Source organism: Helicobacter canis (assembly GCF_900451095.1).
Classification (GTDB): Bacteria; Campylobacterota; Campylobacteria; order Campylobacterales; family Helicobacteraceae; genus Helicobacter_B; species Helicobacter_B zhangjianzhongii.
In genome coordinates this window covers 1,466,968-1,492,663 of the sequence record NZ_UGHV01000001.1, presented here as the reverse complement: position 1 = coordinate 1,492,663, position 25,696 = coordinate 1,466,968, and the positions used below count along the sequence as shown (strand labels likewise).

The 25,696-nt window shown below is 42.8% G+C and carries 29 protein-coding genes and 1 pseudogene; 24 read left to right on the top strand and 6 right to left on the bottom strand.

Annotation, left to right across the window (positions count from 1 at the left end):
* The first annotated feature begins 79 nt into the window (after positions 1-79).
* From DX060_RS07040 to DX060_RS12035, 14 genes are all read left to right on the top strand, one after another.
* Positions 80-1,261, top strand: coding sequence for a glycosyltransferase family 9 protein (locus DX060_RS07040; RefSeq protein ID WP_115011795.1), 1,182 nt, complete (start codon positions 80-82; stop codon positions 1,259-1,261).
* Positions 1,258-1,485 carry a hypothetical protein gene (locus tag DX060_RS07035; RefSeq protein ID WP_115011794.1) on the top strand — a complete coding sequence of 76 codons (228 nt, stop codon included), beginning with the start codon at positions 1,258-1,260 and terminating at the stop codon, positions 1,483-1,485. The genes DX060_RS07040 and DX060_RS07035 overlap by 4 nt, the downstream gene beginning before the upstream one ends.
* A gap of 20 nt (positions 1,486-1,505) precedes the next feature.
* A complete protein-coding gene (locus DX060_RS07030) occupies positions 1,506-1,985 on the top strand; it encodes a methyltransferase domain-containing protein (protein ID WP_258552242.1) in 480 nt (159 codons plus the stop codon).
* 17 nt (positions 1,986-2,002) lie between these two features.
* Complete coding sequence (locus DX060_RS07025) at positions 2,003-2,956, top strand: hypothetical protein (RefSeq protein WP_258552241.1); 954 nt, start codon at positions 2,003-2,005, stop codon at positions 2,954-2,956.
* A gap of 15 nt (positions 2,957-2,971) precedes the next feature.
* A complete protein-coding gene (locus DX060_RS07020) occupies positions 2,972-3,274 on the top strand; it encodes a hypothetical protein (RefSeq protein WP_115011792.1) in 303 nt (100 codons plus the stop codon).
* Positions 3,271-3,822 carry a class I SAM-dependent methyltransferase gene (locus DX060_RS07015; RefSeq protein WP_258552239.1) on the top strand — a complete coding sequence of 184 codons (552 nt, stop codon included), beginning with the start codon at positions 3,271-3,273 and terminating at the stop codon, positions 3,820-3,822. Before DX060_RS07020 ends, DX060_RS07015 begins: the two co-directional genes overlap by 4 nt.
* Before the next feature lie 38 nt (positions 3,823-3,860).
* Complete coding sequence (locus tag DX060_RS07010; RefSeq protein ID WP_258552238.1) at positions 3,861-4,244, top strand: class I SAM-dependent methyltransferase; 384 nt, start codon at positions 3,861-3,863, stop codon at positions 4,242-4,244.
* Between the two features lie 47 nt (positions 4,245-4,291).
* Positions 4,292-4,768 carry a methyltransferase type 11 gene (locus tag DX060_RS07005; protein WP_115011790.1) on the top strand — a complete coding sequence of 159 codons (477 nt, stop codon included), beginning with the start codon at positions 4,292-4,294 and terminating at the stop codon, positions 4,766-4,768.
* Positions 4,769-4,850: 82 nt separating this feature from the next.
* On the top strand, positions 4,851-5,348 hold the full coding sequence (locus DX060_RS07000) for a hypothetical protein (protein ID WP_115011789.1): 498 nt from the start codon (positions 4,851-4,853) through the stop codon (positions 5,346-5,348).
* Entirely contained in the window at positions 5,341-5,670 is a 330-nt protein-coding gene (locus tag DX060_RS06995) for a hypothetical protein (RefSeq protein ID WP_115011788.1), read from the top strand. Before DX060_RS07000 ends, DX060_RS06995 begins: the two co-directional genes overlap by 8 nt.
* An 87-nt stretch (positions 5,671-5,757) precedes the next feature.
* Entirely contained in the window at positions 5,758-6,369 is a 612-nt protein-coding gene (locus DX060_RS12045) for a polysaccharide deacetylase family protein (protein WP_258552236.1), read from the top strand.
* Positions 6,285-6,701, top strand: a complete 417-nt coding sequence (locus DX060_RS12040) for a polysaccharide deacetylase family protein (RefSeq protein ID WP_258552234.1) — start codon at positions 6,285-6,287, stop codon at positions 6,699-6,701. Before DX060_RS12045 ends, DX060_RS12040 begins: the two co-directional genes overlap by 85 nt.
* A 23-nt stretch (positions 6,702-6,724) precedes the next feature.
* Positions 6,725-7,531 carry a class I SAM-dependent methyltransferase gene (locus DX060_RS06985; protein WP_258552232.1) on the top strand — a complete coding sequence of 269 codons (807 nt, stop codon included), beginning with the start codon at positions 6,725-6,727 and terminating at the stop codon, positions 7,529-7,531.
* Between the two features lie 50 nt (positions 7,532-7,581).
* Positions 7,582-8,538, top strand: coding sequence for a class I SAM-dependent methyltransferase (locus tag DX060_RS12035; RefSeq protein WP_258552230.1), 957 nt, complete (start codon positions 7,582-7,584; stop codon positions 8,536-8,538).
* Here the strand turns inward: DX060_RS12035 and DX060_RS06975 are convergent.
* Genes DX060_RS06975 through ppsA form a run of 4 tightly spaced genes read right to left on the bottom strand, consistent with a single transcriptional unit; the run spans position 8,535 to position 12,690 of the window.
* The gene (locus DX060_RS06975; protein WP_115011787.1) at positions 8,535-9,320 is read right to left on the bottom strand and encodes a UDP-N-acetylmuramate dehydrogenase; all 786 of its coding nucleotides are present in this window, start codon (positions 9,318-9,320) and stop codon (positions 8,535-8,537) included. The two genes, DX060_RS12035 and DX060_RS06975, sit on opposite strands and share 4 nt — an antisense overlap.
* Before the next feature lies 1 nt (position 9,321).
* Entirely contained in the window at positions 9,322-9,588 is a 267-nt protein-coding gene (gene fliQ, locus DX060_RS06970; protein ID WP_115011786.1) for a flagellar biosynthesis protein FliQ, read from the bottom strand.
* Positions 9,589-9,642: 54 nt separating this feature from the next.
* Positions 9,643-10,251, bottom strand: coding sequence for a penicillin-binding protein activator LpoB (gene lpoB, locus DX060_RS06965; protein ID WP_115011785.1), 609 nt, complete (start codon positions 10,249-10,251; stop codon positions 9,643-9,645).
* A 15-nt stretch (positions 10,252-10,266) separates the two neighbouring features.
* A complete protein-coding gene (gene ppsA, locus DX060_RS06960; protein WP_115011784.1) occupies positions 10,267-12,690 on the bottom strand; it encodes a pyruvate, water dikinase in 2,424 nt (807 codons plus the stop codon).
* Positions 12,691-12,867: 177 nt separating this feature from the next.
* Between ppsA and purL the strand changes: the two are divergent.
* The 3 genes and pseudogenes from purL to DX060_RS11385 all read left to right on the top strand — a co-directional run.
* Positions 12,868-14,679: pseudogene (gene purL, locus DX060_RS06955) on the top strand (phosphoribosylformylglycinamidine synthase subunit PurL); the annotation flags it as partial.
* A 9-nt stretch (positions 14,680-14,688) separates the two neighbouring features.
* Positions 14,689-15,537, top strand: a complete 849-nt coding sequence (locus DX060_RS12030; RefSeq protein ID WP_309473199.1) for an AIR synthase-related protein — start codon at positions 14,689-14,691, stop codon at positions 15,535-15,537.
* Positions 15,538-15,559: 22 nt separating this feature from the next.
* Entirely contained in the window at positions 15,560-15,709 is a 150-nt protein-coding gene (locus DX060_RS11385; protein WP_181814227.1) for a hypothetical protein, read from the top strand.
* Positions 15,710-15,799: 90 nt separating this feature from the next.
* Here DX060_RS11385 and DX060_RS06950 read toward each other — a convergent pair whose 3' ends face one another.
* Entirely contained in the window at positions 15,800-16,075 is a 276-nt protein-coding gene (locus DX060_RS06950) for a hypothetical protein (RefSeq protein WP_147278792.1), read from the bottom strand.
* 191 nt (positions 16,076-16,266) lie between these two features.
* Here DX060_RS06950 and DX060_RS06945 point away from each other — a divergent pair, with 191 nt between their 5' ends.
* Complete coding sequence (locus tag DX060_RS06945) at positions 16,267-21,138, top strand: type ISP restriction/modification enzyme (RefSeq protein WP_115011781.1); 4,872 nt, start codon at positions 16,267-16,269, stop codon at positions 21,136-21,138.
* Between the two features lie 7 nt (positions 21,139-21,145).
* Here DX060_RS06945 and DX060_RS06940 read toward each other — a convergent pair whose 3' ends face one another.
* Positions 21,146-21,337: a hypothetical protein gene (locus DX060_RS06940; RefSeq protein ID WP_147278791.1), complete on the bottom strand. Its 192-nt coding sequence runs from the start codon at positions 21,335-21,337 to the stop codon at positions 21,146-21,148.
* A 203-nt stretch (positions 21,338-21,540) separates the two neighbouring features.
* Here DX060_RS06940 and DX060_RS06935 point away from each other — a divergent pair, with 203 nt between their 5' ends.
* The 6 genes from DX060_RS06935 (at position 21,541) to DX060_RS06910 (ending at position 25,692) form a co-directional block, all read left to right on the top strand.
* On the top strand, positions 21,541-22,014 hold the full coding sequence (locus DX060_RS06935) for a hypothetical protein (protein WP_115011779.1): 474 nt from the start codon (positions 21,541-21,543) through the stop codon (positions 22,012-22,014).
* 158 nt (positions 22,015-22,172) lie between these two features.
* A complete protein-coding gene (gene rpmE, locus DX060_RS06930) occupies positions 22,173-22,376 on the top strand; it encodes a 50S ribosomal protein L31 (protein WP_115011778.1) in 204 nt (67 codons plus the stop codon).
* 3 nt (positions 22,377-22,379) lie between these two features.
* Positions 22,380-23,255 carry a 16S rRNA (cytidine(1402)-2'-O)-methyltransferase gene (gene rsmI / locus DX060_RS06925; RefSeq protein ID WP_115011777.1) on the top strand — a complete coding sequence of 292 codons (876 nt, stop codon included), beginning with the start codon at positions 22,380-22,382 and terminating at the stop codon, positions 23,253-23,255.
* A complete protein-coding gene (rlmB, locus tag DX060_RS06920; protein ID WP_115011776.1) occupies positions 23,252-23,941 on the top strand; it encodes a 23S rRNA (guanosine(2251)-2'-O)-methyltransferase RlmB in 690 nt (229 codons plus the stop codon). The genes rsmI and rlmB overlap by 4 nt, the downstream gene beginning before the upstream one ends.
* Positions 23,942-23,944: 3 nt before the next feature.
* Entirely contained in the window at positions 23,945-24,868 is a 924-nt protein-coding gene (locus DX060_RS06915; RefSeq protein WP_115011775.1) for a RodZ family helix-turn-helix domain-containing protein, read from the top strand.
* The gene (locus DX060_RS06910) at positions 24,868-25,692 is read left to right on the top strand and encodes a hypothetical protein (protein WP_115011774.1); all 825 of its coding nucleotides are present in this window, start codon (positions 24,868-24,870) and stop codon (positions 25,690-25,692) included. The genes DX060_RS06915 and DX060_RS06910 overlap by 1 nt, the downstream gene beginning before the upstream one ends.
* Positions 25,693-25,696: the final 4 nt, after the last annotated feature.

Below are 25,696 nucleotides of genomic sequence, written 5' to 3'. Positions count from 1 at the left end.
CTGTATTTTTCGCTCCTATCCCCACTTCCACTCATATCGCTAGCACTTTTGACACAACTCACGCAAGGTTTGTAGCATAATGCTAAAGCCTATCCTACGCGAGATTTTAGAGCCTATTGTGGAGCTTTGTATCAATATTCTTGCCTACACAAAGCCCAAGATTCATAGGCAAAAAAGCATTGTTATCCTCCGCACTGATGCCATAGGAGATTATCTGCTTTTTCGTGCCTTTTTAAGTGAAGTGCGAAAAGCCTACTCTAATCACCACATCACACTTATTGGCAATAGTGCGTGGAAGCCCTTGTATGAGTATTTTGACTCATCATATTGTGATAATTGCATTTGGATTAACACGGCACATTTTCAAACAAAACATATTTATAAGAAAATTAAAATCCTACGCCACATCAAGCAAATAGGCTATGAGCTACTCATTAACCCCGTGCATTCTCGCGATGAGCTCAATGCCACCCTTGCTTCACATATCAATGCCCTAAGCAAAATCGCTCCACAAGGTGATGATGTCAATCTCTCTCCACGCAAAAAAACACGCCACGATAGAATCTACACAACCCTAACACCAAGCACCAAGGATATTATATTTGAGTTTTATCGTAATAAAGAGTTTTTTGAGCACTTGCTACAAAAGCCCCTTGAGACTTCTCCAAAGCTTCATCTCCACTGCCCACCCACACGAGCAATACCCACCAAAAAGCCTTATGGCGTGTTATTCATAGGGGCAAGTGCAAAATATCGCCAATGGAGCATAGAGCATTTTGCAGAAGTTGGGGCATATCTTATGCAAAACCACAAGCACAATATCCTTATATGCGGAGGGAGTGCGGATAGGGAATCTGGAGCAAAACTCACTCAAATTTTACAACCCATAGCAAAAGAGTGTGGGCAATCTCTATGTAATTTAGCGGGGGAAACTACTTTGGTGGATTTGGCATTTCTCGTGTATAACGGCAACCTGCTTGTTTCGAATGAAACAAGCGCGGTGCATTTATGTGCCTTGTTAGACACGACGATAATTATCGTCGTGTCTAACGGCAACCATTTGGGTAGATTTATCCCCTATCCTAAAGAGATAAGGGATAAATACTACCCTGTGTTGCACCCCTTTATCACGGCAAATTACGCCAGATACAAGGAGCTAAGCAATGTCTTTGCCTACAAAAGCACACTTGATATTAACGACATACAGCCTAAGCAGGTTATTGATGTCATAGAGCAAATCTACACAAAGGAGCAAAAATGAGTGAATATTTTGAAGCAAGGGGTGTGAGTCCAGAGACCTACAAGGAAGCAAAGTTGCCAGCGTATTTTGAGGAAGTGATTTGCCAGCTGCCTAAACACGCTAGAATCCTAGACTTTGGCTGTGGCTTTGGACAAAATCTTTTAGCGATTAAAAAGTGTTATTGTAATTTTGCGGATTCTAACGGGGGGGGGGGGGCGAGTATAAACTGCTTGGCATTGATATAAATCCCAAAGCCATTGCCTATGTGCAAAGCGTAGGGATAGAAGCCATAGTGTGTGAAAATATCCTAAACTTTAGCCCCCAAGACAAATTTGACCTAGTTATCACAACACATGTTTTGGAGCATCTACCAAAAGAGCAAGTAGTGGAGATTCTCTCTCATTTTAAGAATAATATTTTGAAAGAAGGTGGAAAAATGTTTATAGCAGTGCCAAATGCCCAAAGCCACACAGGCTGCTATTGGGCGTATGAAGATTTTACTCATAACACACTTTTTACAGCTGGAAGCTTGATTTATGTCCTAAAAATGGCAGGTTTTACTCACATAGACATTATAGATCAAGATGCACTTGCAGGGACAAAAGGTGTAAAAAGAATTATTCGCAAGTTCTTTTTACACCTCTACAAACTTAACTTTGCCTTTTGGAATCGCATAACAAATAGTGCTTTCCACGCACCAAGTCCGCAAATTTTCAGCTATGAAATAAAGGTCCTAGCCTACTAACCAAAAAAGGAGCAGCAATGAAAAAAATTCTTAAAAAAATATTCAAAAAGTTGAGAATCTACTTCGCCCACGGGCTAGATTCTAAGCTTGATAAATTAACTATGCTACACGCAAATCTCCTATCAATCCAACATAAACAGCTTTATAGACAGCAATTAATGGGGGGGGGGATAGATATTAGAGATTTTGAGTTTAGCGTGTATTCACAAAATGGCGAAGATGGGATTTTGGACTTGCTTATTGAAGTACTGGAGCTAGATTCTATACACTCGCCTTATCCTCGTGCTTTTGTGGAATTTGGAGTGCAAGATTATACAGAATCCAACACTCGCTATCTTTTGAAAAAGCGGAATTTTATGGGATTTATTATGGATGGAAGTGCGACACATATTGAATCTATCAAACAAGATGGTATATATTGGAAGCACGATTTAGAGGCACAATGTGCTTTTATCACAAAGGATAATATCAACACTCTAATCAAACAATGGTTAGATTCTAGAAAGCTAGATAATATCGCTATTTTAAGCATTGATATTGATGGGGTGGATTATTTTGTCTGGGAGGCTATAGAGTGCGTAAATCCTGCTATCGTGGTGGTGGAGTATAATGCTGTATTTGGAAGTGAGCTTTGCGTGAGTGTGCCATATCGTGCAGATTTTGATCGATTTTTAGCTCATCACAGCGGACTATATTTTGGTGCAAGTATAGAAGCTTTAATCTCGCTTGGCAAAAGCAAAGGATATATATTTGTAGGTGCAGATTCTAGTGGGACTAATGCATTTTTTATTCACCAAAGCTTAGAATCTAAACTTCCATTCTCTACTGCTCCATTGCAAGAGTATTGCTCCACTCATCACGCAAGGCAAAGTCGCGATGCATTTGGCAATCTTTCATTTTTGCAAGGAGATGAAAGACTTAAAGCCATAAAGCATTTGCCCTTGCATACTTGCAAGGATTTTAGTCATTAACACAAAGGAGAATCTATGAAAATACAAAATGTCAAACAAAGTGTTTCGTGCAAAATCTGTGGCTCAAAAAGTAATGTAGCCTTTTATGCACAAATTCTACATCAATTTAATGAGCCTTTCTATAAGTGTGAGCATTGCGGATTTTTAGGTTGCGATGAAGTGTATTGGCTTCCTTTAGCCTATCAAAGTGCTATCAATATTGCTGATACGGGCATAGTCGCACGCAATTTTTATTTATATAAAATTGTTTCGTGTGTCGCTGCCCTCTTGTTTGGTATGGGCGATAAAGGTGATATTTTAACGGGGGGGGGGGGGTGAATGAAAAGATTCTGCTTGACTTTGGTGGTGGAAGTGGGCTACTCGTGCGTTTGCTCCGCGATGTTGGGATAGATAGCTATTGGAGTGATAAATATTGTGAAAATTTATTTGCACGAGGATTTGAATGGGATAGCAACACAACACCAACAATGGCGACCTGCTTTGAAGTATTTGAGCATTTGCCAAACCCTAGAGAAGAGATAGATTCTATGCTAAGAGTTTGCCCTAATTTGCTTTTTTCCACAGAACTTCTCCCCTGCCCTATTCCAGAATCTAGTGGCACAAATACTTGGTGGTATTATGGTTTTTCTCACGGGCAGCATATTAGCTTCTACACTTATCAATCCCTAGAACTCATTGCTAAAGCACATAATCTGCATTTTTGTTCCTATGGGGGATTGCATTTATTTAGTCAGTCTTATATCTCGCCTTTGTATTTTAAATGGCTCATTAGACTTGCACACAGAGGGCTTTTTACATTTATTAAAAAATGTTTTCACTCAAAGACTATGAGCGATTGCGAAAAATTAAGTCAAACATCATTATAATTGCGATATTTGTCTATAAAACAAGCCCATAAGGATAAATGATGAATATATCAAATCAAAAACTCCTAAACTTTGCCTGTGGTAGTAGAATCCACCTAGATTGGGTCAATATTGACTTTAGCCCGATAGATAAAAGAGTAAAGAAAGTGAATCTTCTTCGCACACTCCCTTTTGCTGATGAAAGCTTTGATGTGGCGTATAGTAGCCACTTTTTAGAGCATTTAACCCCACAAAAAGCCCTGCAAATCCTTAAAGAAATCAAAAGAATCTTAAAGCCAAATGGCATTATAAGGATTGTCGTGCCAAATTTACAGAATCTTGCTTCCGCTTATCTTGCCACACTTTACAAGCTGACAAATTCCGCACAAGATTCTACAAAGCAGAATCTAACGGGGGGGGGGGGGGGAGCAAACAGAATCTAGCCCAAACCTTAGATATTGCAAATCTTGAATTTGAATATGATTGGCTTATGATTGAAATGCTTGATCAAATGGTGCGTATGCAAAGTGGCGGACAAATGGGAGAGTGCTTCCACAAAGTATCAGTAAGCAAAGATAGGATAAAAGCGGATTTTATAGAGCAACGAGTAGGCGAAAGGCTCATAACTCCCCACGCTGTTACAAAACCTAGCCTAAAATCCAAAATCACCCTTGATAAACTCACAAATAAGATATTAAATCTCTATCTTAAATCCCTTTATTTTCTAGCTCCGCGTAGCATACGCGATGAAGTCTTTATCCGCACAAGCATTGGAGAGCGACACAAATGGGCGTATGATAGCTTTTCGCTTAAGCGGCTGCTTACACAAGCGGGATTTAGCGATATACAAACAATGCGTTATGACCACTCCCAAATCCCCCATTTTAATACCTACCTGCTTGATATAAATGCCGATGGCTCAGCATACAAAGGTGTATCAAGCTTGTATATGGAAGCTAGAGCTTAGATTTTTAAACTATCTAAACTATCAAGGAATATTTAAGATTGCAAAATGTAGAATCCACGCTATTTTGATCTTAGGAAATATTATGGCAAACAGCACATTACGCACTATGCTTAGGCGTCCGTGGCGAATTTTCAATCAATGCAAAATAAAAGTTCTGCAACGCTACAATCGCCTATGTCGCCCACCAAAATGGCACAATCTCCGCTCTATTGAGCCAATTTCAAAAGTTTTTGGCTTTGATCGTGGCACACCCATTGATAGAATCTACACCAATGATTTTCTACGAAAAAACGCACATTTTATACAGGGTAGAGTATGCGAAATTGCTGAAAATACCTACACCAAAACTTTTGGGAGCAATATAACACAAAGCGAGATTCTCCATTACACCACAGAAAACAAAAACGCTACGATTATAGGCGATCTCACACAGCACAGCACTTTGCCACAAGGTATTTTAGACTGCTTTATTTGCACGGTTACGCTGAATTTTATTTATGATTATAAAGCAGCGATTAAAGGTATATATTTAATGCTAAAAAGTAATGGGGGGGGGGGGCATAACAAACTCAATGTGTGAAATAAATCCAACGAATCAATCTATAAATCCACCCGCAAAACCATCTAGCACCGCCCTTGTAACCGTGGCAGGACTCGTGCAGATTTCACAATATGATTATGAGAGGTGGGGAGATTATTGGCGTTTCACGGATATGGGGATTAAAAGGGATTTTGAAGAAGTGTTTGGCAAGGGGAATGTAGAAGTTGGCACTTATGGTAATGTTTTAGCTACTATGGCGGAGCTTCAGGGTATTGCCGCCGAAGAGCTTAAACACGATGAACTTTTTTACAATGATTCACACTATCCTGTGCTAATAACCATTGTGGCTAAAAAATATTAGGAGCACAACTTGAGATATTACATCAACAAAATACGCGATACTCTCTCGCAGTTTAAATCTATTCAGCGTTTTTTTAAAGGAAAGGGAATGATTGTAATGCTCCATAGAATTGCTCCTTTTGAGGACAAACTTTCACCAAATGAACATATGAAAGTAAGTCCTGAGTTTTTAGAATCCTTCATTACTCAAGCATTAGATTCAAAATATCACTTCATCAGTCTTGATGAACTCTATGAAGGGTTACTACATAATGATTTGCCTGAATACTTCATCTGCATAACCATTGATGATGGTTATAAGGATAATTTGACTTTTGGCTATCCTATTTTTGCTAAATACAATATCCCATTCTGCATTTATGTTTGCACCTCTTTTCCAGAATCTAGCCATAATATGTGGTGGTTTGCACTAGAAGATTATCTCTTAAAACACAGCAACATTATTTACAACAATACAAAATATGACATTTCAACAAAAGCTTTGAAAGAAGCGATGTTTCTTACAATGAGAGCTAATATAATCACACAAATTGATAGCTATGAAAACTGCAAACAAACCCTTGAAAATTTTGGAATCTTCTATAATCCACGCGATTATGATAATCTCACACTTTCTTGGGAAAATATAGCCTTCCTCCATACTCAAAAGCTGCAAAATACGCTGGGGGGGGGGGGGGGCAAAGACAACTTTGCACCATAGGCTGCCACACTCACTCACACCCCATTTTTAATAATCTTAGCAATGATGAAATAGCACAAGACATAGCAAAAGCCCAAAAACTTTTTTTACAACATCTGCACTTCACGCCTACGCACTTTGCCTATCCTTTTGGTAGTAGAATAGAAGTAAGCCCACATCATTTTTCACTTATTCAAAACCTAGGCTTTAAAACTGCTACCACAACGAGACACGGAAGCATTTATCCCCAACACGCTAGGCATATCCACGCCCTACCTCGTGTGTTTTTCAAGGAAAATTTTATGCTAGAATCTGCCTTTAAGATTCGCAAAAGACGCATTGTAACATCTTGATACAACTTAAACAAGGAGAGAAAATGACTATCAACTTACAAGAGAAAAATCTCACAGAGCAAGAAAAACTAGGTGTAGAACGCTTATTAGAATCTCAAAATCCGGATATTACCGATGACTTAGAACAAATTTGGTATCTACTCAATAAAACTTGGCAGGATATGGGCTGTGATAACAAAAAATTAGATTGGGATAAAATCGCTCAATTTTACGCCCACCCCGTATGGCTGCTCAATGGGCTTTTTATAGAAACACACGATCTTTCAATGCAAATACGCAAAAGTATAGCTTTGTATATCGCACAGCAAGGCTTTAAACGCATTTGTGATTATGGGGGAGGATTTGGCACTTTGGCAAGAGAGATAGCACAGATTTGCCCAGATATAGAGATTGATATATATGAGCCATTCCCAAGTGAATATGGCAAAAAATGTATAGCAAATTTTACCAATATATGCTTTGTCAGCGAGCTAAAAAAAGATTATTACGACTGCCTTATTTCAACAGATGTGCTAGAACATGTAGATAATGTGCTAGAGACATTCAATACAATGCTTGAAAGTCTGCAAGTAGGTGGCAAGGCACTCATTGGTAATTGTTTTTACCCTGTAATTGACTGCCATTTACCAAAGCATTTCCACTTCCGCTACACTTTTAAGCATATCGCCACGCTTATGGGCGTTACATACATTGGCAATATACAAGGGGCGGAGTATGTCCAAATTTATCATAAATCTAAATCTACACAAGCAAGTTTAGCCGTGAAATTAGCGGGGGGGGGGGAGCAGATGTTTATTCCCCTTGCTGAATATGGTGCGATTTGTGCTTAGACCCTGTGTGAGATTGTTTAGAAAATTAAAAAAATAAAAGGAGAGATTAGATGAAACCACAACCTTGCATACTCTGCCATAGCAATGATACACACATTACACAAGAAATTGCCAGAGATGATATTATCGCACTTTATAAAAGTTTCCCCGGCGTTGCAATAGATTCACTTATCTCAAGTGATTTACTCTATCATCACTGCAATGTTTGCGATCTTAGCTTTTTTACTTGCAAAGATGGCTCTATCCCCACTGGCGATAATGCCTTCTATAATGCCCTAAATCAGCTTGATTGGTATTATTTTAGCGAGAAGCACGAATATCACTTTGCCAAAAAGTTTATTACCAAGGATTCTAAAGTGCTAGAAGTTGGCTGTGGCAAGGCAGCATTTGCCCGCTTTCTCCCACAAGAAGCCAAGCCCCACTATGTCGGCTTAGAGTTTAGCACACAAGCAAAGCAAATGGCAGCAAAAGATGGAATCTTGATTGAGAACATATCCATTGAAGAATATGCAAACTCACATTCCAAGCAATTTGATGTTGCTTGTAGCTTTCAAGTTTTAGAGCATACGAGCAATCCAAACTCTTTCATACAAGCTCAAATTGACTGCTTAAAAAGTGATATTTTACGGGGGGGGGGGGGGCGAGATAAGATTCCATATTTAATTATAGCTGTGCCTAGCCAAGATAGCTTCTTGCAATATTGTGTAAATGGTGTTTTAAATATGCCGCCTCATCATATCTCCCGCTTTAGCGACAAAACTCTCCAAGAAATAGCCAATATTTTCAATCTTGAATTACTAGAGATTTATCACGAGCAAGTCCAGCCCGAACATATTGATTTTTACAAAGCCACAATGTGGGCAAAGCTCTTTTTACCCACTCCGCTCATAGACAGGGGATTGCTAAGAAAATTTATCAACAAAGCAGGGTTTATCGGCAGATCGTTTATCAAGATTCCACCTGATGCCTACGGACACACAGCAGTGGCAGTATATACCATAGCCTAGCCTAGAATCCGCACTTCAGGTTCTAGGTGGATTCCAAAGCGATCTTGCACGATTGTTTGTGCGTATTCTATCACCCACAATGCATCTTCAAAGCTCGCTCCACCACGATGGACCAAGAAATTTGCGTGCTGCTCGCTAAAGCCCACGCCATTTTTCATAAAGCCTTTTAGTCCTGCTAGCTCAAGCAATCTCCCCGCATAATCTCCGCTAGGGTTTTTAAAACAGCTGCCACAGCTAGGGAGTTTGGGGTGGGTTTTTCTCATCATCTTGCACGCTTGTAGCACCTCTTCCCTAAAGCCTACTTGCTTCTTAAATCGCATAGCACTGATAATCCCACTAATATTGCTACTCCTATACGCCAGCCCCAGATCCTCTTCCCACGCACCATCGACACACGCGCTTAGCACGACATCTTTCATCTCATATTGCTTCATACCGGCATTCATCATCAAAAGCCCCCCAGCACTACCGGGCAATGCCTGCAAAAACTCCAGCCCGCACAGATCTCGATCACGAAAAAACGCAAAAATCTTCCCGCTTGGTGTCATAGCCCCCACTTCTACCCACTCTTCACTCTCACAGATATAGTCAAACTCCTTACTAAGCATTGCTAGGTGTTTTGCATTTGGTGAGACTAGGAGATTATATGCGTGCCCTATACATCGATATGCCTGCATTGCACTAAAGTGCGCTTCATCGCCCTTTTCTAGCACGACAACAGGCGTCAAACCGCCGATCTTCAAGCTACTATATTTAGCAAAATCTACGCAACTCTCACGCATACTAGCTGATGAATTTTGGGATTAGCTCGATGATGTTTTTCGTATAATCTGTAAGCATTGTAAGCATCCACGGCATTGTGAAAATAATCACCGCAATGACCGCTAGGATCTTAGGCACAAATGAAAGCGTCATTTCATTGATTTGTGTTGTCGCTTGAAAGATACTGATCAAAAGCCCCACCACAAGCCCTGTGGCTAAAATCGGCAGAGAAATGAGCAATGTGATCTTATAGGTCTCAATGGCTAATGCCATAAGCTGCCCTTCCATATACATCAATCCTTACTTGTCATATAGTCATTATCTAGTGATTAGAATCCACTTTTACCACGCTGAAGATTTCTTCCCCACTTTAATGATATTTACTTCATTATCCCACACCACAAGCCCGCTCTTGAGATCTGTAAGTGTCAGGAGAAAAAAGTAATCCACCCTTTGCTTGGATTTTACCTTTGTATTGCGCTGGATAATCTTCCCAGATAGCGATAGCTCTGGGGCGATGATATTGCCCTTTTCTGGGACTCCATATTGATTGACTTCATCGTTTTCGCGCGCCTCTCGCACGGAGTCTAGCATTTTATCCTTGCTACCACCACTGCCTGCAAACGCCATTGTCAAAATAAATTTCCCACTATTGCGCATATCTCGTGTGATTTTGCGCGTAAGCTCTTCGGTAGAGAAGTGCTGCATAGTGTCATTTAACACATCAGAAATCGCCAGCACTTTGGGCTTTGAGAGACCTGCTAGAGAGCGCACATACCCACTCTCAAGCAAGGATTTTATATTATCACTTGCTGCCTTTTCCAAGTCGTGATAATCAATCCCTAAAGAAGAGTGTTCCTTAGAATCCACATTATCCACATACTGCACACCGCCACAGCCAAGCAGCACAAGCCCAAACGACATAGCCACAAGATAAGCCAATCTATACATAACTAGCCCACTTTCCTATTTCAATGTCTTTTCAAGATCAGCTATACGCGTCCAAGTAGCCACCACAGAATCCGGATTTAAAGAAATAGAGTTGATCCCCTCTTTTACCAAAAACTCCGCAATTTCGGGATAATCGCTTGGAGCCTGCCCACAGATCCCGCAATATTTGCCGTGCTTTTTACAAGCTGCAATCGCGCGCTTAAACATCTCTAGCATAGCAGGATTGCGCTCATCAAAGATATGGCTTACAAGCTGCCCATCGCGATCTACGCCCAAAGTAAGCTGGGTTAGGTCATTTGAGCCAATGGAGAAGCCATCAAACATACTTAAAAATTCATCTGCCAAAATCACATTCACAGGCAGCTCGCACATCACATAGATTTCTAAGCCATTTTTGCCGGATTCTAGTCCATTACGGCGCATAATCTCAAGCACCTTTTTCCCCTCTTCTGGCGTGCGAAGAAATGGCACCATCACCTTCATATTAGTAAGCCCCATTTCCTCTCGCACCATACTAAGAGCCTCGCACTCCCATTCAAACGCCGTGCGATAGAGATCCGAGTAATATCGACTCGCCCCACGATAGCCAAGCATTGGATTTTCTTCTAGTGGCTCATACGCTAGCCCACCAATCATACCGCGGTATTCATTAGACTTAAAATCACTCACACGCACGATTACAGGCTTAGGGTAAAACGCCGCAGAGATCATACCCATACCCTCGGCGATCTTTTTGATGAAAAAGTCCTTAGGACTCTCATAGCCAGAGATGAGCTTTTCTATCTCTTCTTTGTCTTTTATGTCCTTTTTGCCATTTTGCAAATCAAGTAGCGCAAGCGGATGGGCTTTGATTTGATTTAGGATAATATGCTCCATACGCGCAAGCCCTACGCCATCGTTTGGCAGCTGTGAAAATCCAAACGCCTTCTCTGGATTGCCGATATTCATATAGATTTTTGTCTTTGTCTGCCCAAGATTGCTAAGCTCAATAGTTTCAATCTCAAAGGGGTGGATACCATTATAGATATAGCCCTCTTCACCCTCAGCACAAGATGCCGTGATCTCCATACCTGTATAGAGCCTATCTGTCGCGCCCACAGCCCCCACAATCGCCGGCACGCCAATTTCACGCGCCACGATAGCCGCGTGGCAAGTGCGCCCACCACGATTGGTGATGACAGCCGCTGCCTTTTTCATCGCCGGCTCCCAGTCTGGGTCGGTATTATCTGTTACAAGAATCTCGCCCTCTTTAAAGGTATTCATATGCTCTAAATCATTGATGATCCGCACTTTTCCGTGCCCGATCTTCCCGCCGATCGCACGCCCTGTGAGTATCACCTCTCGCTCTGCATCTTTGTCTTTGAAGCGAAATTTCTCCAGCCTTTGTGCGCAGCCATTTTTGCTCTTTTGGCTCTGCACGGTTTCTGGGCGAGCCTGCACGATAAATATCTCCCCACTCTCGCCATCTTTAGACCACTCCATATCCATAGGGCGATACTCGCCTGCTTCTTTGGTGTAATGCTCCTCGATCTTTATCGCATAGCGCGCGAGAGTCAAAATATCTGCATCTGTGATAGAAAAGGTGCGCATTTCTTCTTGGGTGGTTTGGATATTTTTCGTAGGGTGTGGATCGCCGGGTGTAGCATAGACCATTTTTTGATGTTTATGCCCTAGCTGGCGTTTGATAATGGGGCGTTTGCCCTCTTTGAGCGTGGGCTTAAAGACATAAAATTCATCAGGATTCACCGTGCCGCCTACGACATTTTCCCCAAGACCCCAGCTAGAGGTGATGAACACCGCATCTTTAAAGCCTGTTTCTGTATCGATAGAAAACATCACCCCAGCACTGCCCTTATCTGCACGCACCATTTTCTGCACGCCCACAGACAAAGCCACCTTAAAATGATCAAATCCCCTAGAAGCGCGGTAGCTCACCGCCCTATCGGTAAAAAGTGAAGCAAAACAAGATTTAATATAATGCACCAAATCTGTTTGTCCCTTTACGCTTAGATAAGTATCTTGCTGTCCCGCAAAGCTCGCATCTGGCAGATCCTCCGCAGTAGCCGAGCTGCGAACCGCCACATCAGCATATTTCATACCATATTCTTCACTCAAAATCCTATATGCTTCAAAGATCTCATCGCGCAAATCTGTCGGCAATGGCGTGCCAAATATCAGCTCACGGATCTGCTTTGAGCGAGTCTTAAGCACATCGATTTCTGTTACATCAACACCAGCAAGCAGATCGATGATCTTTTGCCGGATCCCACCAGAATCCAAAAGATACCAATACGCATCGCTTGTGATAGCAAAGCCATTTGGCACCTTAATCCCAACAGGGACAAGCTCTTGAAACATCTCGCCAATACTAGCGTTCTTACCACCGACAAGCGGGACATCTTTATTATTGAGCTCTTTGAAAAACTTAATATACTTCATTCTCTCTCCTAGGGTATTTGGGTAATGGGGGCGTGTGTCTTGCGACTCAAAAAAGTATATTGTAATTTATAAACCTTTAATAAACCTTACATATAAGCTTAATACAAATACAAAGAATCAACTGCTACAATGCCAATCTTTCACATCTATATCACAGCACTTTGTTAAGGATTCTCAATGGACAAGACTTTTGCCATACAAGATATGCCAAGCGCATTGCAAGCACATAAACTCTCCAATGATGACTACAAGCAGATTCTAGCGATTTTGGGGCGAGAGCCAAATCTCGTGGAGCTTGGGATTTTCTCGGCAATGTGGAGCGAGCATTGCAGCTACAAATCCAGCAAAATCTACCTAAAAGGCTTCCCCACAAGCGCACCTTGGGTGATCCAAGGTCCGGGGGAAAATGCCGGCGTGATCGATATAGGCGGTGGCTATGCCGCGGTGTTTAAGGTAGAGTCTCACAATCACCCTAGCTTCATCGAGCCTTATGCTGGGGCAGCAACGGGTGTGGGCGGGATTATGCGCGATATTTTCACAATGGGTGCGCGTCCAGTGGCAAGCCTAGATTCTATCCGTTTTGGCGAAATCTGGCGAGATGATGAAGTGGGCAAGAAGCATAAATCCTTGCTTAAAGGCGTGGTAGCAGGGATTGGCGGCTATGGGAATTGTATGGGCGTGCCAACTATCGGCGGGGAAACAAACTTTGAGCCTTGCTACAATGGCAATATTTTGGTCAATGCCTTTTGCCTAGGGATCGCCAAAGCACAAGAGATTTTCTACGCTAAAGCACAGGGCAATGGCAATCCCGTGCTATATGTAGGGAGCAAAACAGGGCGAGATGGCTTAGGTGGGGCAGTGATGAGTAGCGATTCTTTCAATGAAGATTCTAAGTCCTTGCGTCCAACGGTGCAAGTGGGCGATCCTTTTACAGAAAAGCTCCTGCTTGAAGCCTGCCTAGAGCTCTTTGCGCAAGATCTCATCATCGGTATCCAAGATATGGGGGCTGCTGGGCTTACTAGCTCTAGCTTTGAAATGGCTGGGCGAAGCGGAAGCGGAATGAAGCTTTACCTTGATAGAGTGCCTATGCGTGAGAAGGCTATGAACGCCTATGAGCTAATGCTAAGTGAATCCCAAGAGAGGATGCTAATTTGCGCGAAAAAGGGCGCGGAGGAGCAGATTAAAGCGATCTTTGATAAATGGGAGCTTGATTGCGAAGTGATTGGCGAAGTAACCCAAAGTGGCGATATGGAGCTATTTTGGGGGGAGCAAAAGATAGCACATATCCCCATAGCCCCCATCACAGACAATGCCCCTATGCTACACCTCCCCACAAAAGAGCCTGCCTACATCGCGCGTGTGCGTGCGAAAAATCCCCTAGAATCCTTGCAGCACCACACCGCTGCGCATAGTCTCGCAGACATAGCGCGGATTCTGCTAGGGAGTATTGATATTTGTGATAAAGAGTGGATTTATAGTCAGTATGATAGCAGCGTGCAGACAAACACACTCATCGCAGCAGGACAAGGTGAAGGCAGCATAATCCGCATAAAAGAAAATGGCGCAGCTCTTGGTATGGCTATCCACGCGCCTGTGCGCTACTGCTATCTAAACCCCAAAGAAGGAGCCAAGATCGCTGTCGCCAGAGCAGGGAGAAAATGCACTACAAGAGGGATAAAGCCCCTAGCGATAAGTGATTGCCTAAACTTTGGCAACCCAAACAACCCTGAAGTAATGTGGCAGTTCAAAGAGAGCTGTGAAGGTATCAAAGAGGCGTGCGAAGTGCTGCAAACCCCTGTGGTAAGCGGCAATGTCTCGCTCTATAATCAAACAAATACGACAGATATTTACCCGACTCCAACGATTGTAAGCGTAGGGCTAGCCAAAGATCCGCTTAATGTCATCGACTCTGCTTTCACAAAAGAGGGGAGCAAAATCGCCTTGCTAGGCGAGATTGGTGAAGATTTTGGGGGGAGTGTGTTAGAGAAGCTCGCACAAATGGGCGCATTTTCTATGGATTCGCGCGTTGGCTTTTTGGCTAAAAATGGCGATTGCTACGGCGATTCTGCGCTCATTACCACACAAGGTAAATCCCTTGAATCGCCTTGCAAAGCCCCATTTTTAGCTCAAAAATCCTGCCGCGAGCAAACTACCCCAGAATCCACTTTTGATACCGCAATTCCTAGAATCCAAAGCCAAGCCCAAAGTAAAAAATCGCCCTTCTCGTCATTGCGAGCCGACTTGTCGGCGCGGCAATCCATACAAACAAAGACACAAACCCTAGAATCCTCGTTTGAAAAATCAGCCGAAAATAAAAAAACTACCGACATTCAAAGCGTAGCTTCTTTAGAAAAAGTGGATTCTAGCGACACCGCCCAAAACGCAAAAACGGATTCTAGGCAGAGCGAGATTACCCCAAGTGGTGATGCGCCGCATATCGATCTAGCACGCGAGAAGCGGCTCTGGGATCTCTTGCTAGAGGGGGTAGAATCCAAGCTCATCACTTGCGCGAAAGAAGTGGGCGAGGGGGGGCTAGGCATAGCATTGGCAAAGATGGCTATCTTTGGTAGGCTTGGCTGTGCGGTGCAAATCGCCCTGCCTAAGCGCGAAATGCTTTTTTCCCAGACACAAAGCTGCGTGGTGGTGGAGACAAGCGATTTTGCGCAGCTGCAAGAGCTAGCACAGAGGCATAATATTTCTTGCTTGCTGTTGGGAGAGGTGGGGGGAGAGCATATCAGCATACAAGTGGATTCTAGCCCAAATCCCCAAGCAATCCACCTATCTACCCAAGAAGCAGGGGAGATATTTTTCCAAAGTTTTGACAAGCACTTAGAATCCACCCCTTAGCCTAGAATCCACTTTTAAAAAAGTGGATTCTAGTATAGATCGCCACGCCGCTACTATCGCAGCGACTCGCGATGACAAAAACACGCCGCCATTGCGAGGGAGCAAAGCGACCCAAGCTTTCCATAAAAAGTGGATTCTAGCCTTTGCTAGCTTTTTTACAATTCTTACTTAACCCTAGAATCCTCGTTTTACACTTTTGGCGTTTAACCCTAGAATCCACTTTTTCAAAAAGTGGATTCTAGTATAGATCGCCACGCCGCTACTATCGCAGCGGCTCGCGATGACAAACCCAGCTGTCATTGCGAGAGAGCAAAGCGACCCAAGCTTTCCATAAAAAGCGGATTCTAGAAAAAGTGGATTCTAGCCTTAACGCCTCTTTATTATCATCATTGCGAGCCGTGAAGCTCTCTCTGTCATTGCGAGACTTGCCGTAAGGCAAGGCGTGGCAATCCATACATTTTGCGATAGCAAAAATGAGCTTTGTATAAAAAGCCCTAGAATCCACTTTTGACTCATCGCGTTTTTCTCTGTCTTTCAATCCTTTGACGCGCCACTATCAAAGCCCTTTGCTAGATACCCTGCCTTGCTATCTATGCTTCTTATCACTACTCCTTGCCACTACTTCTTGCCACCTGCCTTGCCATATTTGGCACACTGATTTATAAAGCGACTTTTAAGGGGGGGGGTAATATCGCAGCCTTTATAGCAATCCCTACCCAAAGGCTGTGTATGAGTCAGTTTCAAACAATCCTAGATAAAGTCAATGCCACAGATCTTAGCAATCGCACAAGAGGCAGTATCTTTGAGCGGCTTTGTGTGCATTTATTACAAGACAAAGACACGCAAGGCGAGTATAAAAGCATTAAATTATGGAATGATTGGAAACATAAGGGCAGTCAAAAAGATATTGGCATTGATATAGTCATTGAGACCCATAGTGGCGAGTTTATCGCTGTGCAGTGTAAGTTCTACACTCAAGGCAAGCTGCAGCTACACGATCTAGCTACATATTTCACACTACTGCAAAGCGGTGTGGGGGATATTAGATTCTCAAAAGGTATCCTTATAAGCACCACTGATTTGGGCAAAGAAGTAGAAAATGCCATCTATCAAATCAACAAGCAAATGCCGCTAGAGATGATTACGCTCCAAGATTTTCTCTACTCAAGCATTGATTGGGAGAAGTTTGACCCTACAAAGCCGATAGAAACCCACGCGAGAAAGACCCCCCTACCACACCAAAAAGAAGCTTTAAAAAAGATCGATGAGTATTTCGCAGATGTGAGGAATACCCGCGGTAAGCTCATAATGGCGTGCGGGACAGGCAAGACCTTTGTCGCGCTTAAAGCCACTGAAATGCTCACAGATGCAAATGATTCTATCACGCTATTTTTAGCCCCTAGTATCGCACTTGTGGGGCAGAGTCTTAGAGAGTTTGCCGCCCAGAAGACACAGAGCTTCATCGCCTGCGTGGTCTGCTCTGATAGCACCGCTGCAAGAGGCGAAGATGACCTAGATCCAAGAGAGCTGCCCATACCGCCATCAACAAGCCCTAGTGCTATCCTAGAGTCCTACTATAAGGCTAAAAGTGCGCGTGAGCGGCTTGTGATCTTTAGCACTTATCAATCACTAGAGCGGATCAAGCAAGCCCAGATTCTCCACAAGCTCCCGCCAATTGATCTAATCATCTGCGATGAAGCCCATAGAAGCGTAGGCTCACTATATACCACAACAATTAAGGGGCAAGCAGCCCAAGATATAAAGATCAAAAACGCTTTCACTCTCTGCCACGATAATGATTCAATAAACGCCAAACGCAGGATCTATATGACCGCCACGCCTAAAATTTATAGCAATACGCAAAAAACAAAGGCTAAAGAAAAAGACAATGAAGTATTCTCAATGGATGATGAAGCTATCTTTGGTAAAACAATCTATGAAATGCGCTTTGGCAAGGCGGTGCAAGAGGGGCTGCTGACAGATTATAAGGTCATCATTCTGGCTTTGGAAAAGGAGACCTACGCACAAGTAGCCAACAAAGCCATAGCCAAGCTAAAAGAGAGCGGGATAAATAAGCTTAATGAAAAGCTAGTTGATTTGGAGTTTGTCTGCAAGATCATAGGCACGCATAAAGGGCTGGTAAAAAGCGATCTAATCACCCTAGATTCTAGCCCCAACAAAGACATAGAGTATAAAACAAGCCAAGATTCTATCCCAAGTCAAAAGGCTCTAAACTTCTGCCGCAATATCGCCACTTCTAAAAATATCAAAGAAAGCTTTCAAGCGATCATCGACTGCTATGATGAAGAGATGAGGGCTAAGACTAGAGAGCATACAATCCACATAGACCACATAGATGGCACGATGAATGCCAACACAAGATTTGAGAAATTAAGCGAGCTAGAAAAAGGCAAGCCTAAAACTTGCGAGCTAATCACCAATGCCAAATGCCTAAGCGAGGGCGTGGATATACCAGCTCTAGATTCTGTGGTGTTTTTTGATGGGCGATCGGCTATGGTGGATATTATCCAAGCGGTGGGGCGTGTGATGCGAAAAGCCCCGGGCAAAGAGGTAGGCTATATTATCCTGCCAATCGCCCTAAGTGAAAAGGAGCTAAACAATCTTGACAAAGCCGTAGATAACACCAATTTCAAAAATATCTGGAATATCCTAAAAGCCCTAAGAAGCCACGATGAAAGCCTAGTAAGTGAAGCAAGCTTTAGAGAAAAAATCAAAATCGCTATGATAAGCGACCACACAAGCCAAGACACAAACCCAAACAAACGCCCCACAGCAAGCCAGCAAGAGAAGCAAAAGCAAAAGAAAGCCAAAGAAGCCAAAGAGCATATACAAAGACATTTATTTGAAGTCCAACGCTCTTTAAATGATATAGCGGATTCTATCTACAATGTCTTGCCAACTAAGCTTGGAGATAAGCACTATTGGTCATCTTTCTCAGCCAAGACAGGCAAGATAGTCCAAGATCTAACCATACGCCTAAATGCCTACTTCAAAGACAACCCAAGCATTTTAAGCGAGTTTGTAGAGTCGCTACAAGAAGCGATCCACCCAAATATCAAAGAAGCAGAGTCTATTGATATGCTAGCTTCCCATATCGTTACAAAGCCTATCTTTGACACGATCTTTGGTGAAATTATGGGCGATAATCCCATAGGCAATGCCCTAGATTCTGCCTTTGAACGCCTTAAAAGCTTAGGGCTAGATAATGAAGAGTCAAAAGAGCTAGACACACTTTATAAAAGCATTAAAGAAAGCGTAGAGATCGCCAAAACAGATGGCGATAAGCAAAGGCTCATTAAAGATCTCTATGATACATTTTTCAAAACAGCTTTCAAAAAGCAGAGCGAGAGACTAGGCATAGTCTATACACCCATTGAAGTGATAGATTTTATACTACACTCGACAAACGCGCTTTTACAGCGGCATTTTGGCACAGACTTTAACGACAGCCAAGTAAAGGTGTTTGACGCATTCACTGGCACAGGCTCATTTATCGCAAGACTTTTAAGCAAAGAAAATGCCCTGATAGATTCTAGCACGCTGCAAGATCGCTACAATCACGGGATCTACGCCCAAGATATAAATATCCTAGCCTACTACATCGCACTAATCAACATCACCCAAACCGCACAGAGCAGAGACCCTAGCCTAGATCTATTCTCCCATATAGCCCTAGCAGACTCGCTAAATTATTTAGAAGACAAGCAAGACTACGGACTCTTTAGCGACTACTACAAAGACCTCTTAGCAAACAAACAGACCCAAGACTTCATAGCCAAAGAGCCTATACAAGTCTTCATAGGAAACCCCCCTTACTCAAGCGGAAGCAAAAGTGAGAATGACAATAACGCCAATCTCCCGCACCCAAAGCTAGAAAAACACATTTACAATAAATATTCCACCCTTTCAGCAAACAAAGGCACAAGCGGTATCCTTACACGAGATACCCTAATACAATCCATACGAATGGCAAGTGATAGAGTGCTTAAAGAGGGCTGGGGGGTCGTAGGATTTGTGGTCAATGGTGGATTTATCGATGCTAAAAGTGCCGATGGCTTTAGAAAATGCCTATCCAAAGAGTTTGAAGATATTTATATCATCAATCTACGGGGTAATCAGCGCACATCAGGCGAAATCTCACAGCAAGAAGGCGGCAAAATCTTTGATATTGGCTCAAGAGCGAGCGTGTCTTTACTCTTTTTGGTAAAAAGCAAAGAGACAAAAGAGTCAAAGCTGCATTACTTTGCAGTGGGAGATTACTGGGACAGACAAAAAAAGCTAGATTTTTTAGTTGAAAAGCACGATATAAAAAACATAGACTTTTACAATATCGCGCCAAATGACAGGGGTGATTGGATCAATCAACGCCACGAGCATTACTACACACTATTGCCTTTAAAGCTAGAGAAGAGCGATAAAGGCAGCAATGCACTTTTTAGCCTTAATTCAAATGGCGTTATATCAAGCAGAGATTCTTGGGTATGGAATTTTGATAAAACACTGCAAGCTTCTATGCAAAAATGTATCGCCACTTATAATGAGAATCTAGCACGCTTTGATAAAGAGACATTCCTAGCAAAGCACGAAAAAGTCAAAAAAAGCGAGCTGTATAAAATGCTAACAAGTGAAGAAATCAACACAGATGAAAGTCAAATTTCTTGGACAAGAAAGCTAAAAAAGGCTTTTCTTAAAGATGAAAAAGCTGGTGATTTTATGGAATCTAGAGTGAGAATCGCCACTTATCGCCCTTTTGTAAAATCGTATGTATATTACGATGAATTGTGGAATGAAGACCAATATCGATTAAGATATATTTACCCAACAGCAGAATCCAAAAATATAGCTATTTGCATAGGAAGTAATTCACACGCTTTTATTTTAGACACAATGCCAGACCATAGCATTGTAGGCAGTTATCAAGCCTATCCACTCTATCGATATTCAATCGATTTCACGGGCAAGTATCAAAAAGAATATGCCATTACGCGCTGGGGATTAGAGCAGTTTCACAATCACTACAAGGACAAAAGCATAAATGAAGAAGATATTTTCTACTACATTTATGCGATCTTTAATCACAAGAGCTTCTTAGCTAAATACAAGGCAAATTTAAGCAAAGATGCCCCAAGAGTGCCATTTAGCAAGCATTTTGAGAGGCTTTCAAAGCTAGGCAGAGAGCTAGCAGAGCTGCATTTGGGCTATGAAAATGGAGAGAAATTCACCCCAAGCAATGCTGATTTACTCCTAGACTCACAAGAAGACTCGTATTTTTATGTAACCAAAATGGCAAAAGTAGGCGATGGGAGTGAGATTTACTACAATGAAAATTTAAGCATTAAAGGCATACCGCTTAAAGCTTATAGCTATGTGCTAAACCAAAAAAGCGCGATTGACTGGATCATCGAACGCTATCAAATTATAAGCACAGACCAGACAAGCAACAAAGCCCAAATCCCCAACAACCCAAATCTCTTCAATGGCTCGCGCTATATCTATGACCTGCTTTTGCGAGTCATCAATCTATCCATAAAAAGCGTAGATGTGATAGAGTCCATTAGCAAGCTAGAGTTTGAAGCCTAGCGAGATTCTAGTGCCTAGAATCCGCCTTTACACTAGAATCCACTTTTGCCCTAGAATCCACTTTTTGAAAATGGATCGCCACGCCGCTACTATCGCAGCGGCTCGCGATGACAAAAACACGCCGCCATTGCGAGGGAGCAAAGCGACCCAAGCTTTCCATAAAAGTGGATTCTAGCCTTAACGCCTCTTTTTTTGTCATTGCGAGCCTTGCCGTAAGGCAAGGCGTGGCAATCCATACAAACATCACACAAAACACGCACCCACTAGAATCCACTTTTGACTCATCGCGTTTTTTCTGTCATTCAATCCTTTGACATAACGCTGTCAAAGCCCTTTGCTATAACTTCGACCAAGGATTTCGCGCAAGCGAGATCCCACCAAACAAACCCAAAAGGAGAGTCAATGACACATCTTGAAAAGCTAGTAAAAAGCCAAATCGCAGCCATCTATGCAAGCCTTGTAGGCACGCAAAAATATAGCGCAGAAACGACAAAAAGCCACATCACATTATGGCATAGTGATTTTGATGAGAGTGATATGTGCTTTGTCATCGAAGTAGAAGCATACTGCGAGAAAAAGGCTAGCTTTAGTGCATATCTGTATCCGCACGATAAAAATCGCAAAGCAAAGTGCCTAAAAGTGCTGCAAGAAGTGCTAGAGGTAGGGGGAGAGAGCTTTGATGAAGAGACGCAAGAGGATAAGGAGTGGTATATTATGCTTCCAGAATACGAAGAAGTCGATATTGATGAGTCTTTGGCTGAGAAGTTTGCTGTGTATTTTGACAAGGTCAAAGACAGAGTATATCACTTCAATCAAAAAATCCAGGCAGACCTACTAAGCCAAGCAGGCTCAAAGCTAGAAGAGTTCATAGCCTAGAGTCTATTTCTTGCCACTGCGCTAGAATCCACTTTTGATAAAAGTGGATTCTAGGAATTACACAAATCCACACGATCAATCGCGTGCTTTTATAATTTTTTTAGACTTGTGTGAGTATAATCGCCGATTTATACAATCCACAACACAAGGACCACACTATGAAAAAAGGCATCCACCCAGAATATATCCCCTGCAAAGTAACTTGCGTAACAAGCGGCAAAGAAATCGAAGTCCTTAGCACAAAGCCCGAGCTTCGTATCGATATATCAAGCTTCTGCCACCCCTTTTACACAGGAAGCGATAAAATCGCCGATGCAACAGGGCGAGTAGAGAAATTCCGCCAAAAATACAACCTAAAATAGCCAGTGCTACTGCTTGTCCCCACACCTATAGGGAATCTCGGCGATATTACCATACGAAGTCTTTGCGCTCTTGCTAGCGCGGAGATCGTCCTATGTGAAGACACAAGAGTAGCCAAAAGACTTTATACACTACTAGCTGATCGCTTTAGCACGCTGCTATCTATGCTTGATAGCAGTGCTACTACACTAGACCCACAAGCAAGGCAATTTATCCCCCTACACTCACACAATCAGCAAAAGCTCTTTGCAAGCTTTACGCAAGAATTTTTCCACGCTAATGTGATTTACATAAGCGATGCAGGTATGCCAAGCATTTGCGATCCGGGGGCGGAGCTTGTGCGCTACTGCATAGAACATAAAATAGACTATGATGTGCTGCCCGGGGCTTGCGCGCTTGTGGCAGGCTGGGCGATGAGTGGTATCAGCTCGCAAGAATTTGTCTTTGGCGGATTTCTTGCGCATAAAAAGCACGATAGAAAGCACCAAATCTTGCGCTTATTAGAATCTCGTGTGCCTGTCATTTTCTATGAAAGCCCACATAGACTGCTAGAATCCTTGCAAGACATCGCAGAGCTACTGCCTAGTGGGCATATCACTGCTATCAAAGAGATCAGCAAGCTCTACCAAACCCACACACAAGGCACGCCACAAGAAGTGCTACAAGCCTTGCGACAAGCAAACACGCAGGGCGAGTGGATTCTAATCCTGCAAGCTACAATTCCGCCTAGAATCCACTTTTATGAAAGCGATATTCTCGCCTTGCCCCTAGCCCCCAAGCACAAGGCAAAGCTCCTATCGCGCCTAAATGGCATAGACACCAAAACGCTCTATGAGCAAATTTTGCGCGACCAAAGCAGATGTGATGAAGGTGGGCTATGATCATCTACGGCAAACAAATCGTGCTATATGCAATAGCCCATCACAGCGATAAAATCTGTGAGCTATATTTAGCCAAAGAAGTGGATTCTAGGCTTTTTGCCACGATCAAATCCTGCCGTAAGCCCATCTTGCGCCTTGATAGTAAAAAGGCTCAAGCCCTAGCGCGTGGCGGCAATCATCAAGGCGTATTAGCGCGTATCACTCCGCTAGAATCCACCTCCTTTGCCCATATCAAGCAATGCCAAAAAATCCTTGTGCTATGTGGGATTAGCGATATGGGCAATATCGGTGGGATTTTCCGCAGTGCTTATGCCCTAGGCGTTGAAGCCATCATCATCGCCCAAATCAAATCCCCCAAAATCGAGCAGATTTTACGCGCATCATCTGGGGCGGCATTTGGCTTGCCATTTTGTGTGGTAGAAAATATCCTTGATCGTATCAATGAGCTAAAAATGGCAGGCTTTGCTCTGTATGGGGCAGATATGCGTGGAGACAACATCGCCCACTTCAATCCCGCCAAAAAGTGGGCGATGTTTCTAGGCGATGAATCGCAAGGTTTGTATGATAAAATTGCCAAAAAACTCGATAGAATATTATCCATACAAATGCACAACAGCTTTGATTCGCTTAATGTGAGTGTGGCAGCGGGCATTATGATGGCGTATTTAGATTCTAACAAAGGCTAAACTATGGAAGAAAACTTAGAAAAACTCCGCAAAATAGGCGTGAAAGAAATCGCCAAACAGACAAGAATCTCCACTTCAAGGATACAAGATATTCTTGACAAGCAGTTTGAGCATACCCAACGCGTGCATTTAGTGGGATTCTTGCAGATTCTAGAGAGAGAATACAAGCTTGATTTATCCGGCGTGCTAAAAGCCTATGACGACCAGCACAACACCACCACCATAGAAGAGCCTACTGAAAAGAGCGTGCAAGTGCAAGATCTAAGTCTAGATACGCAAAAACAACGCTACGATGCCATTGATGAGCGCAAGAAGCAAGCCAACTCCAAGCAAAAGTTCTATCTCACACTTGCGAGCGTGGCGATTGTGATTTTTGCCTATCTCATCTATCAAAATATCGCCAGCAAATACAAAAGCCAGCCAAGCCCACAAGAAATCACGCAAGAAAGCGATGCGCAAAGCAATGAGCAAGACTTGACACAAGCTACTGATGACACCACCCTAGAATCCACACAAGAAAATACTTCAAGCGATGAGCCACAATCATCTCAAGATGAGGGCACAAGCGATAGCACGCAAACACCCCAAGGCACACAAGAGCCAGATTCTAGCCACCTAGAATCCACACAAGCACCAAGCAATGCTATGGTGCTTAATGCCGATATGGACTTGTGGTTTGACATTGTCGATCTTGATACCAACCGCCGAAAATACCAAGGCGTAACAAGCGACACCTACTCCATAAAAACAGACAATCACCGCTGGCTCCTTGCCTTTGGGCATAGTAATTTCACACTCACGATGAATGGCGAGCCATTTGCTTTCCCCAAGAGCAACTATCCGCTTTACTTCATCTATGAGCCAGACAATGGATTCCGCAAGATTGACCCTCAAACCTACAAACGCCTAGCTGAACAGGTGCGCTAATGAGAGCTATACACAAGCTCATCTGCGCTCTTTTTTGCCTAGTTTATAGTGGCTTCATATATGCTGATGTTATCGATACTAAAATCCAAGAGCTTATCGGCACGACAACCTACACACAAAACAAAAACTTCATTGATACAATATTTGCCAACAAAGCAAAATTCTACCTAGAAAACAACACGCCAAATATCGGTGCTATCATCTATGAGCTAAAGAACAACGGCTTATTGATGCTTAAGTTTCCCCAGCCTATGGAGCTGCAAATATCCTTTGAGTCAAAATCCTCTCTCATCGCTCTAAGCTACACACTAAATAGCCTACTCTCATCTATGGGGTATTCGTATTTTATGGTCTCACAAGCTAGCAGAGTGCAGGGCAAATCACTTCTATCATACTCCCTTATCACAGAGCACGCCCTTGATCCAATCATTTTATATAGAGAATTACAAAAAAGAGGATTCTTCTTGCAAGACATTGCACGCAAGGACATCAATCAATGGAGCTATACAGTCCAAGCCCAGAATCTACAAATATTTAATGCCAAGACACTAACCCCAAACAACACGCTAGCATTGCGGGAAGTAAGCGGACAATATTGGCTTAACACCCCGCAATCAGGTATCTTGCAAATCACCGCAAGCCCCAAATGGACTCCGCGCATTATATGCTATGACAAAAATCTAGAAATCACGCAAGCAATCATTGAGGGAAATCAAAAGTCTTCAATGAGTTTGCGGCTAGATTCTGCAAGTGCATTTGTAATGATAACCGATGCGGAGAATCCAGACCTAATCAAGCAAATTGAAGTCAAGCTAGGGTCGTAAGTAG